This is a genomic window from Bradyrhizobium sp. 159, assembly GCF_023073795.1.
Taxonomy (GTDB): Bacteria; Pseudomonadota; Alphaproteobacteria; order Rhizobiales; family Xanthobacteraceae; genus Bradyrhizobium.
In genome coordinates, this window is record NZ_JADPKE010000106.1 from 18568 (window position 1) to 29854 (window position 11287).

Below are 11287 nucleotides of genomic sequence, written 5' to 3' on the forward strand. Positions count from 1 at the left end.
AACAGCCACCTTGATATGGAGACCTCTGCGGTCATTTTAATTCGAGCGCGCGGTTCCATTGCTTTGGCGGTGGATGGCCGTAGGACTATCGACTTTTACTCAGGAGCCGGGTCGCTAAACTACGGCCACAACAATCATCGGATCAGGGAGGCTATTCTCGAGTATCTAACGTCAGATGCGGTGGTCAGCGGGTTCAGCATGGCTACTTCTGCTGAACTTAAGTTTGTCGATACGGTTCAGATCTGTCGTGCTTCGCGAACGGGGTTTGCTGCCATATCATTTCAAATTCACTGGATTAAGTAACGCCATCGCTATCGACACAGCTCTGGAACTCTCGCGCAAAGTCACGGGACGTCAGAATATCGTCTTGTTCACCAGTGGACAGAGAGCGGCGTGAGTCCTGGATCCATTGCCCTGCGCCGCGGCGGGCTTCGACGTGCTGGCGTTGACGTGTCTAGACGAGGACTAAGTCTTGTTCCGTTCGACGGCTATGTTGGGCCCGGCGTTAGCACAACCGACCATTTGCGAAATGTGTTGCTTGACCAGCACAGCGGCATTGATCGTCCAGCTGCCATTCTGGTCGAAGCTGTGCAGCGAAACAATGGCATGAACGTAGCTCAGAGAGAGTGGTTAAGGTCGATTCCGGCGATAAGCCTGCGAACTCGAAACTAAAAAATTGGCCTGTCCGGCCACAGCCCATTTCCGTTTCGTCTAGGATCAGTACGGCGCCAGTCTCTTTCGCAATTGCCTGTTGTGATGTCGAGTTCTCTGAGCGGTTGTGGCTTACCGTTGTCAATGCTGCTGATTAAAGATGAGGTCGACCATACTTGGCCTGTGCAGCACGCGGGTGCGGAAAAGACCGACATTGCGTTTGCGGCTGCAGTCGCTGCCATAGATATCTATTGGCGCGACTGCATCCTCTCGGGGGAGGTGCAGCGCTTGGGAGAGCTTGCGCGCTGCCGGCTAAACGCCATTGCTTGCTACTACGGGGGCAGCTTTTCTGTTCGGGGAGGGGGCTGGCGTTGGGATTTGATTGCCAGACATCGGAAATTGCAGAAGCGACCAGACGCAACGCCTTCGCGAGAGGTCTATTTATTGAGCGATGCGCTTCGGTTGGTCAGGTCATACAATTCTTGCCGGCACTCACGATCGATAGCGAGACTCTCAAAAGGGGCCTTGAAATATTTGAAGACGCCTTGGCAGAGGCCCTGGATCAAAGAGGGACTTCGAGGCTTAAATCTCAGCGGGATATAGACAAAGATGATGTGACCTGAGCTGGCACTGAACTGCCTGTCGCCAGTTTGTCGGCAAAGTAGGGCGAGCAATGGACGTGCGGATCACGCAGCCGATGTCCTTTGCGGTGAGATGAGCGGCATCGGAAGTGGAGTGGTGATGCTGGAAAGGGTCTGCAAGCAAGCGAGGGTTGCGCACATGTGACAGAAGGGCAGAACTCTTTGGAGTGAAGAGCAGTTTAGCCGAAAAATGCATGAGACGCTAGCCGCTGCTGGATCCAAACTGAACGGGAAGTTCAAAGCATCGAAGTATCGTCAGACAATGTAGACGGGCAGGACGACTAAAATGATTATGCTGCGTGAGGCGCGGCTCAGGTGAAGCTTGGTGAACGAGTCCCGTGTTCCTCGAGAAACATGCAAGCTGAAACGAAAGAAGTTCGCGATCGCATGCGCAGTGGTCCGTCTAACAAGTCTTGCGAGCTTTTTGATTTCCATTAGGTCAATGTGAACGCCACCAGTCTCGTCCTCTCGCGCGTACCTGCGTACGAACGGCATCCCACAACTTGGCCTGTAATAGCCCACGAGAAAAGGTAGTACGACATTCATTGTCCAGAGCGTATCATGTGTCATCGTTATAACGTGCGGGGTAACTCATGACGGTCGACGAGCGAGCGGCAGCAATGTGCGCACGCATTCCGGTGCATGTCTCACGATCCATTCCGATATGCGACACCGTGGCCGCCCAGAAAGACATCAACCTGTTCCTGGGATTAGATTTTAGTGAATATGTCTCAATTACCCAGGCAACTCCGACAAAAGGGCGAACATTTCCAAACTTTCGGCCTGACCGATCGACTATTCTCCCAGGCGAGGGATATTGGGTGGTCGGTCTCGACAAGAACAACGACGTCGTGCTTACAAATGCTACTCGGCTGTATGACCTTTCGCACAGTAACTTTGCAGAGCATCTTCGGTCGCTGAGAGCATTTTACAGTGAGCCGATCAAACATGCGCATCATCACGATCGTTGCGCTTGCATAGCGCCCGCCGCAGAGGAGATGACCGGAAAAATAGCCTACAACGGGGATCTTTGGGTGCGCAGAGATCTTAGAGGACAGGGCGTCCCGGGGATGATTGCCCGAGTTACGCGACGCATCGCTTATGCTATGTGGGCTCCCGATTTCTTATGCGCGCTTGTGGCTCGCTGGCGAGTGGATAAAGGGCTTCCACACTACTATCATCATGAACCAGACGGATCGATCTTGCGGCTGGTAAGAGAGAATATTGCTGAGGATAATTGGCTTGTGTGGGTAACTGGTGAAGAGTTAAAGAGCGAATTCAGCTGCGATCCTTTCGTTGCGCCGTAAACGATTCGTGGTCTGATCTAGCAACGCTGAAGACGTGCTGGCAGCGATCGTCGTTCATTGGCTACGATGGGATCAGGAGATGGTGCGTGCGGGGACAATTGAACGGGCGCGGTGTTCAGCTAGGTTCGGGGCGGCATGCTCATCCACTGTCAGAAAAGTGTGCTGGACCGGGAGTGTTGCGCGCTCCCGGTCAGCCGGGCTTCTGTCCTGCCGATGAGGCATTCGCCGCCTTCTCGCGCACAAGTTGGCGGACGGTTTCCACCGCATGCACCACCATGACCTTCTCTCTATGGTGGACGGAACAATGAAATGGCCCGTTGCCATCAACTTCTTGGCCTTCGCAGTGCTCTGACTGATGAAAAGGCAGCGGAGAATCCTCGCCAAATGCGAAATTCAGCTCTGTCCGCACTGCCGCGGTATGTTGGCATCGACTTCTCCCCAAGCCCGACGCGCGTGTCAGCTGTTTCGTTGTCACACGTCCTTTGCAGAGCACCACAACGCAGTATCGCGTGCCGTAGCGATCGGGCTACACGGTGAGCGAACTTGCCACTCCAAGTACGCCCGCTCCTGCGGACTCGATACAAAAAGGCCCGACCGGTCAGCCGTCTAAAGGTGCCTTCGCCACAAGCGTTGTCCTCAGAGAGGAACAACTATTGCGGACGAACTGTAGTCGCGTGATACTTGCTATTTGATGAGCGTCTGACGGCGCCAGCTCTCAACTGCCTTGTCTAGAGCGGCTACAGCCGCTGGATCTGCCCAGCGGTCCCAAAACTCGATCGTGCCGCTGAGCGGCTCGTTGAGAGGCTTGGCAATTCGGATACGCGTTGGTAGTAGAATGGCATCACCAACAACCAGGGCCTCGCCGGTGTCGAGGACTGGCAGCAATTCGCCGAAGCTGCCTAGGCTCTCGGGCAACAGTCGGCGAACCACCGCTTGGTCGTCGCCATTGGTCAGTCGCATGGCAATCAGATTGTTGCACTGACTGACGACGGTACGATTTACCTCTGCGGGCCGCTGGCTGATCACGACCAGGCCGACACCATATTTTCGGCCCTCCTTGGCAATACGTTCAAATATTGCGATCGCATTCTCGGCAGCGGCGGAGGCTGCATTCTGGGGAATGTAGAGGTGTGCTTCGTCGCAGAACAGCGCAACGGGATGGCGAGCCCCCTGTGCACTCCACTGTTGCACATGAAATGTCATGCGCGCGACCATTCCGACAATAAGTGGGAGGATATCCGAGGGCACCTCTGAGAAATCCACTACCTTCACCCCGCCTTGACCGCCCTTGGCGGCTCGTCCGCCCAGCAGCAGTGTCACCGCCTGTTCAAGCCATTCATAGCCATCGGCAATCGAAGCGGCTGGAAACAGAAACCCAAGCCGCCGGTCTGTGCGCTTGCCTTCGAGGCGCTGGATCAGACGGCTGAGTTTGCCGTAAAAGTCGCCCTGCTTCTCACCTCTTGCGCCCGGGACCATTTCCGTGTTCAGGCGGTTAAGCGTTGCAAGTACACATTCCATTGCGAACGGGACGGGGCTGTCGATGGTAAAGTTGGCCAGGATATCGGTATGTCCTCCATCAGCCAGAAAGCTGGACTTGGCATCCACAATCGCGCGGGACATGACCATGGCCTGATTGGGCGCGTTCTGGTCTGTGCGATCAACGAACATCGAGACGAGCGCTTCGTAACTCATCAGCCAGTACGGAAGATGAAGAATGCCATCGGATAGCCCTCTGCCCGCGTCAATATCGCCCGGGCCTGCGACGCGAAGATGGACGAAGCCATCGCCAGCCATGGACGCATATTCGCCATGCATGTCAAATACGATCGCATTGGCGCTCTTGAGCTCGGCCACTTGCTCGAGGAGGCGGGCCGTCGTCCAGGACTTGCCGGAGCCGGTGCTGCCGACGACCAACGCATGGCGCTGAAAGAGCTTGTTGCCATTGACATACGCTTCGGCCTTGGGATCAAGAGTATAGGCTCCAAGCGACAGACGCTGCGCACCGGCGGTCACGTCGGAGATGACGCTCATGAAGCGGGTGAGCCGTTCGCCTTCGAGAGCAAAACAGTATGCATCTATCTCGGGAACGGTCTCAAGCGTGCGCCTAAATACGTTCGATCGGCTACCGTCTCGATCAAGCAACGTGCCAATCAACGTGACACGGACGAGATTGACCTCGGGGTGTGCTTCCTCACCAAGGTCAACGTCGGCCACTTTCGCTTCTTCGAGCGCTGTGCGCGTAATCTTGTATATCACACCGATCAGCTTGTGGCCTGCCAAGCTGCTCTGCAGTGCCACCAGTCGGTTGACCTGGATGGCTCGCAAGGCCTCGATATCATCGACGCGGACGATCACAGTGGCAGTGTCGACCGATTGGACGCGGCCGAGCGCCTCGTGATCTGCAAAGTCCAAGATGCTCATGCGTCGGCTCCTATGAAATGATCGAGAAAGCTGTCGAGACGCCAAAGCGGCTTCTCGAGGTCGAATCCTGCGGGTGCATGGTGCATATACGCGCGCGCGCCGGCGTTACCCTCTTCAATGGCGAGATAGCGCCGGCACCGACCACCGGAGAGAAAAGCTTTAGCGCTAGGCGTCAACTCCTTTGTGAGGACAACCAGGGGTATAGAATTGCGGTCGCATCGCTCGATAAGTTTTGTTTGAACATGCTCGTCATTGAAGCCGTAGCCAACGCAGAAGTAGGAGCGCGCATTCTGTAACGCCAAATCGCTGCAGCCCAGGATTGTGCGGAAGGGCTCGCCGTGGGTTAGCCGATACTTGTCGATACCGGGTGTAATCATGAGCGGCGAATAGTTGGCTGGGATCGTGAGAGCACTTCTTACACCGATGATTTGCTTTGAGGCGTCCTGGAACCAATCGAGTGAGCCGTGAACCTTCCAGACCGCCACGGTACGTGATTGTCGTCCATTTACCGTCACTCGGGTGTCAGGGGATTGTGCCCGTGTTTGCAGGTAGCCATAGCTAAACCCGGTGAACGTGTTCGCATCGGCCGCATCGGCCGCATATTCGGCGAGCCGGTCGTAGTTGGGTGTCACGACGTGAACAGTGACATGAGTGCTGTCGAAGAGGTGACGATAGAGCCTGGTGAGCGGCAACGTGCGGCGGTCAGCCAACACGGCTGCCAGAGCGGCTAGATCGGAGGGCAGTAGAAATTCCCGAGTGACGGCGGCAACGAACAGCGTTTGTCGCTCGGTCGCACGTACTTGCTGGAGCGCAGTTTCGAGATCGGCTCCAGTTGTGAGCTTGTCAAGGAAGGACATCCATTCGGCTTTTTCTTGACCAGTCCATGCAGCTGGGAGCGGGGTCTCTAATAAACGTGCTGCTAAGGCGCCCATGCCCGGGACACCATGCGCCGCCGAGGCGCCGCTTCCGAGGATGATCACCGGGGCTGCGCTTAGCGCGCTTTGTGCAAATTCCTGTGCAAGCTCAGTGTGGCTCTTTGTTGCCATTGCGTCTCGCTTCGATCAGATCCTGAGGCTGATGCTCGGCCGCGGAGCGTAACCCGTGCGGCAATAATGCAGATCTCGTGTTTATGAATCGTAGCGCGGGTTTTCACTCATCAACCAGAGAGTTGCAGCGGCGCGCCGGGGTGAATGTTGCTTCTGAGTACCTTGAAGGTCGAATTAGAACGTAGTGTCCTTCACGGGCGCAGATCAGAGGCTCGTTTGCTGCCGGGTCGGAGCCTAACGAACGGCAGCTCCGTGCGCCGCAAATGAACTTCGTTGCCAAGAACAGCACCTCGGTTCTGACTCGTGGCCACGACGAGCTGGTGCTCACGCTCTCAGCCGATCACCGCTCTGGCCGCAAGCGAAGCGCCAGTCCTGTGGTAGCAACTTCATGGTGGGAGGCGTGACCGAACAAAATCGATGTTGTCGCTTCCGCATAAAGGCTTACGAAAACAGCTTACAAAGTTTAGATGTTGAATTCTTCGAATGCAGCTGGGTTTGACGACGAATTCCAGCGTCAACGCGAGCTTCGCCGCAGCAATTGAGATTTTTGGTTCTTGTGGAGAGACCTCTCTTCGATATCGCGAGTCAAGGCATCTAGCCATAGCACGCAGCCGTGGCGTCCCAACGGTATTGTAAAGTGTAGTCGATGCCTAGAGTTGCCCAGCTGAGGTGCGGGGATCAAGTCGGCCACTTGGCTGACCAAATTCGGGCCGAGGGCAGCGGCCGAGGCTGAAACGAGCGCCTCTGAAAAGTGGCGTCCAGCTCCTCCACTTCCGTCCTCACAAAAAAGGTTTCTATGAAGCCGCCCTCCGTTCGGCCCGATTGGGCGGCGGTTAAGTAGCGCGTTGTATAGGACGGGAGTGCCATGGATCTGGACCAAAGGTTTCGGGTTTAGATCCGTTAGTGGCCACAGACCAGCGCCCACTCCAGCGGCAAGAATGAGCGCACGCTTTGGAGCATTCAGGGCCATTTCATCTGCGTTTTTATCCCGAATTTCACTCCTCAAGGGATCGTGGACGCCTCCGTTCGGGCTTGCCGCGAACGTGTCAGACCACCCACCTCGCTGATTGAAAGAGGAATACACATTTTGTACTCGACGCATACACTGGCATCAGCCGCTGTGTGTGCTTCCTTAAGCCGTAGGGACAGATATTTTGGATGTCCATAGCGTCTCCGAGAGTTTACATCGCAGCCCATCGGGTGACACTGGAGCGGGACCGACGAGAGGTGAGAGCGCAACGGGCAGGGTTTTAAGAAGAGAAACGTCAGGCGTGAACCCTGCTGTCCTGGGCTATCGGGGATGCAGATATTGCTGTTCGGCCAAGGCGAGTTCGTCATACTTCAGGAGCTCGAAAATCTCGCTGAGCGGCGCAATATGAGGTTCAATGCTGGCAACGCTCTCCTCAGCTGCGATACTATCGCAGACGCGTCGCATTGCAGCTGTCGCAGCTCGCATGGAGTGATTGGCCCAAACGACCGTGGATATGCGCGCATCGCGATAGGCGGAGACTGGTGTTCGATAGTATGTCGTCGGAACGATCACGACAGGAAGCCGGTTCCCCCACTCGGTGACGAACGAAAGAATCTCGTCCGCGGTACTTTTTCGCGAGTGAATCAAGACGGCATCGGCTCCTGCGTCCGCATAGGCATGAGCACGCAAGATGGCCTCGTTCAATCCGTGACCGGCGATCAGCGCCTCGATCCTGGCCACGAGAAGAAGGTGTTCCGCCACCTTATCCTTCACAGCCCGCAGACGCCCGGAGATTTCATCGATATCGGCGAGGGGATGCCGCTCGCCAATGAGCGAGTTCATCTTCGGGAAGCAGCTGTCCTCAAGCGAGACGCCCGCCGCGCCAACCTGGCAAAGCTTGCGTGCAAGGAGGCGGGCATTGTTGAAATTGCCGAAGCCCCCATCCCCGTCAACGAGCACCGGTAGCTCAGTCGTATCCACGATCGTTCGACGCTTTCGACGAGCTGGCTCCATGAGGCTTCGTTGGCATCGCGAAAGCCCAGCGAGCTGGCAATCGACAAGCCAGACGCCCAGAGCCCCTTGAATCCCGAACGCTCGGCGATTCTAGCCGAAAGGCCATCATGCGCCTCCATCAGAAACGAGAGCTCACCATTCGAACAGACCTCGGCGCGAAGCCTTTCGACAGAGGATGGCCCGGTGTATTGCTGACCTGCGGTGGGCCGAACGGCTTGTGGTTGATACCGCATTCACAAATCCTGGGAAGCCCAGCTTCGATTGATGCAAACGTCGCTGTTCATACCCTTTTGGATTGACGGCGATCAATGACCAGCTTTGGTAGTTTATTTTGATGTAAAGGGCTTGCATGATTGCCAAGGATTGACGCGAAACGTAAAGTCGTCGTTATGAGTTCATGCGTGTTGATCCCGCTCTCTGGCGCGAGGAACGCTTAGTGAAGGGGGTTATGTTTCACACAAAGTGTGAAATCGACCGCTACGATTGTGGTAATGCGGTTGTGGCGTTTACGACATATGGCGAGAGCTCCTCGAGATGGCTGGCTTCAGATGGCAGCCTCGCCAGAGTGGAGCCGCTATCTCCAAAGAACTTGCTCTGATTGGGCGAGACTTTGCCTGGGCGCCTGAATGGTATGGCATTTGCTGATGCCGTTCTTGTTCTCTCAAGCCCAGGAGAAAGTCATGGCGGATGATGGGAAAGAGGTTGTGCTGTCGGAACGGGAGAGGCAGTGTTTGCGGTGGGTCGAGAAGGGGAAGTCATCCTGGTCGATTGGGGTCATCCTGAAAGTCAGCGAGAACACCGTGAACTTCCATATCAAGAATGCGATGCGTAAGCTCGAAACGAGCACCCGGACCCAGTGTGTCGTCGAAGCGCGACGTCTCCGGCTTATTTAGACCGCGGTTCGCGGTGGGGCTGATAAGGCGTGGATTGCCGTGGCGAAATGCGAAGCAAATTGCGTCCTGCCAAGTGTACTGCGATGAAAGAGGCGCTGATACTATAAACATGGCGTGCTTCCAGGTCGTCGCCCATCGTAATGGTGAGGCGCAACGGAAGAGCGAGCGGACGTAGTGCCGCCGGCGCGTCACGCTCTTGAAAGCTAGATGGGGAGTCCGGCGCTAATCATCTGTCTCCGTGTTGCGAGCCTATGGGCATGTCACAGGTTGAAGTCCGGTGACCATAGCGGCAGACCTCCTGAACTTACGGCTACCCAAAGGAGGTTTGGACGGCGTGGCGCGGAACTTTTGGGGCAGTGACAGTCGGCAGACGCATTTTCAAAAGGGGCTGCTCGTAGGACGTTGCTCGAACTCTAGCGGTCTACACGCCTCACCAAGTTCAGGTGATGCTCACGGAGCTTTGCCGGCTTGGTGAACGATCTTCGCGGGCCACCAATCCCCAGCTCGTTTTTTTGGTGGTTAGAGCGGCGTGTGCGATGCATGCAATTCTCCTGTGAACCGTTAACCACAGCAACCGAAGCAGAGGCAAAAGCGTCATCAGGACCCTAAGGCCTGGAATCTCGCGCCAGGGACGTTTCTATCGTTCGCGTATAGCTAGGCCCTCCGACAAAAACGAGCGCGAGCTCTTCGCATCGAGCCAGTGGCGTTAGTTATCGCTGCTCTTGAGGATCGGCGAACTCTTCGCTAGATCTCAACTGTTCACTATGGAGGTGCCGCCGTGGCAATGGGTATTGTGAAGTGGTTCAACCCAACCAAGGGTTATGGGTTCATCAGGCCCGACGATGGAGGCCCCGATGTCTTCGTGCACGTCAGTGCCGTTGAAAAGGCTGGTTTCACCACCCTCGACGAGGGAGCCCGCGTAAGTTATGAGCTCAAGATGGGGCGTACGGGCAAGATGTCAGCTGAGGATCTCCGGGTTGGCTGATCGAGCCAGCCGAGGACCCACCTCTTTTCCGCCTAAGGAACATAACTTTGGCGTGCATCGTTAGAACATTGCGATTGTGAAGGAGGTGAAGCGTTGGTAACGCAGGAGCCATCACCTTGTCGCGGGACAAAAAAGGTTTCTCAGCGCGGGCCAGTAGGCCATCTTGATCCCAGTGCAGCGATCTTTTCACCACGAGATCTGAGCTAGAAGAACGCGTCAGTATAGCTCCGCACCGTGCTCTGGCTCTGGTCTGGTGCGTTTTCTCTGGCTGGATTGTCTGCTGAAGATGCTCCGAACATTTATCCCTCGGTAAGCGCCACCTGAGACACGGGGCATCTTCCGCGTGAGTTTCGCGAGCATTCGGTAGTTGCTTATCAGGGGCTCTTGCGGCTCCTCGCCGGTCACGATCATCTCATGCAGTGTTGGACATTCATCAAAGCCGCCTTCCTAGGTAGGAATGATTGTCCCGCGCTCACCATCCTCCGTAAACAAGGACGGCATCGCTACACCGGAAACCTTGCGAGAAGCTGACGGGCTTCGCCGCTGGCTCGGAAAAAGGCGAGGCACCAGTGCCGCTTCCGCTCCTGCCGTTTGCGGGCTACGATTGTCTTAGCGCAATTGCCTAGACCACTGCCGGCCGCTTTGCCAACCTGCTTGGGGCCGAAACGTGCAAACGCACGAGAATGGTGCCAACTGCCTTCTGAGTCTTTTCGTCATCAACCTGCCGCGCAAATTCCCTGAGGCGAAGAAGCCGCGTCCCGTCGCGATCGGCGGTGTTGCCTCGAGCAACGTTACTCATGATCTAATCCAAAGCCGCGCGTTGGTAACAGCGGCCGGCCGGGAAACCTCCCCGAATTGCACCCTCCAAGAGCCCCTATCCGCCCTCCAGCCAAGCGCGAACAGCGGATTTCATCTCGATGATGTGATCGAGCCGAGCCGGGGAAAGTCTCGTTCTCCAATATCGCAGCACTCCAGTCGTCGCTTATCGCTCCTGGCCAACGCAGTCCGAGGCGGGTAATAGCGCCCCGACGAAGTGCAAGCCGCTTTTCGGTAGTTACGACAAAGGGTCGCTTTCGGGCCCCCAATCAACGGCTTGGGAGGACGGCACGATATGGCCGATGCTCGGCTGTTGATGTTACCTACTCTTTGTCGTGACGGCGCTGCACCGAGGAAGCAATGCGCATGGCTTCGCGGTACTTCGCGACCGTGCGGCGGGCAATATCAATGCCCGAAGCGCGCAACCGTTCCACGATGGTGTCGTCCGACAGGATTGCCGTGGGCGCTTCCGAATCGATCAGCTGCTTGATGTGGTGACGTACCGCTTCGGCGGAATGCGCCTCGCCGCCGTCAGCCGAGGCG

5 protein-coding genes and 3 pseudogenes are annotated in these 11287 nt (G+C 56.4%); 3 read left to right on the plus strand and 5 right to left on the minus strand.

Annotation, left to right across the window (positions count from 1 at the left end; translation table 11 throughout):
- Window positions 1–1885 precede the first annotated feature (1885 nt).
- Window positions 1886–2599 (plus strand): hypothetical protein, encoded by a 714-nt coding sequence (locus IVA96_RS32990; RefSeq protein ID WP_247421775.1) that lies wholly within the window; start codon window positions 1886–1888, stop codon window positions 2597–2599.
- 684 nt (window positions 2600–3283) lie between these two features.
- Here the strand turns inward: IVA96_RS32990 and IVA96_RS32995 are convergent.
- From IVA96_RS32995 to aepX, 4 genes and pseudogenes are all read right to left on the minus strand, one after another.
- Window positions 3284–5020, minus strand: coding sequence for an ATP-binding protein (locus IVA96_RS32995; RefSeq protein ID WP_247421777.1), 1737 nt, complete (start codon window positions 5018–5020; stop codon window positions 3284–3286).
- Window positions 5017–6066: an SIR2 family protein gene (locus IVA96_RS33000; protein ID WP_247421778.1), complete on the minus strand. Its 1050-nt coding sequence runs from the start codon at window positions 6064–6066 to the stop codon at window positions 5017–5019. The genes IVA96_RS32995 and IVA96_RS33000 overlap by 4 nt, the downstream gene beginning before the upstream one ends.
- 514 nt (window positions 6067–6580) lie before the next feature.
- Window positions 6581–7168 carry a sugar phosphate nucleotidyltransferase gene (locus IVA96_RS35940; RefSeq protein ID WP_346347924.1) on the minus strand — a complete coding sequence of 196 codons (588 nt, stop codon included), beginning with the start codon at window positions 7166–7168 and terminating at the stop codon, window positions 6581–6583.
- Window positions 7169–7357: 189 nt separating this feature from the next.
- A pseudogene (gene aepX / locus IVA96_RS33010) lies at window positions 7358–8169 on the minus strand (phosphoenolpyruvate mutase).
- 579 nt (window positions 8170–8748) lie between these two features.
- On the opposite strand from aepX, the pseudogene IVA96_RS33015 reads away from it, so the two are divergent.
- Window positions 8749–8943, plus strand: a pseudogene (locus tag IVA96_RS33015) (helix-turn-helix transcriptional regulator); the annotation flags it as partial.
- Between the two features lie 778 nt (window positions 8944–9721).
- Window positions 9722–9928: a cold-shock protein gene (locus IVA96_RS33020; protein WP_247421780.1), complete on the plus strand. Its 207-nt coding sequence runs from the start codon at window positions 9722–9724 to the stop codon at window positions 9926–9928.
- Window positions 9929–11067: 1139 nt separating this feature from the next.
- Here IVA96_RS33020 and IVA96_RS33025 read toward each other — a convergent pair.
- Window positions 11068–11287, minus strand: a pseudogene (locus IVA96_RS33025) (RNA polymerase sigma-54 factor); the annotation flags it as partial.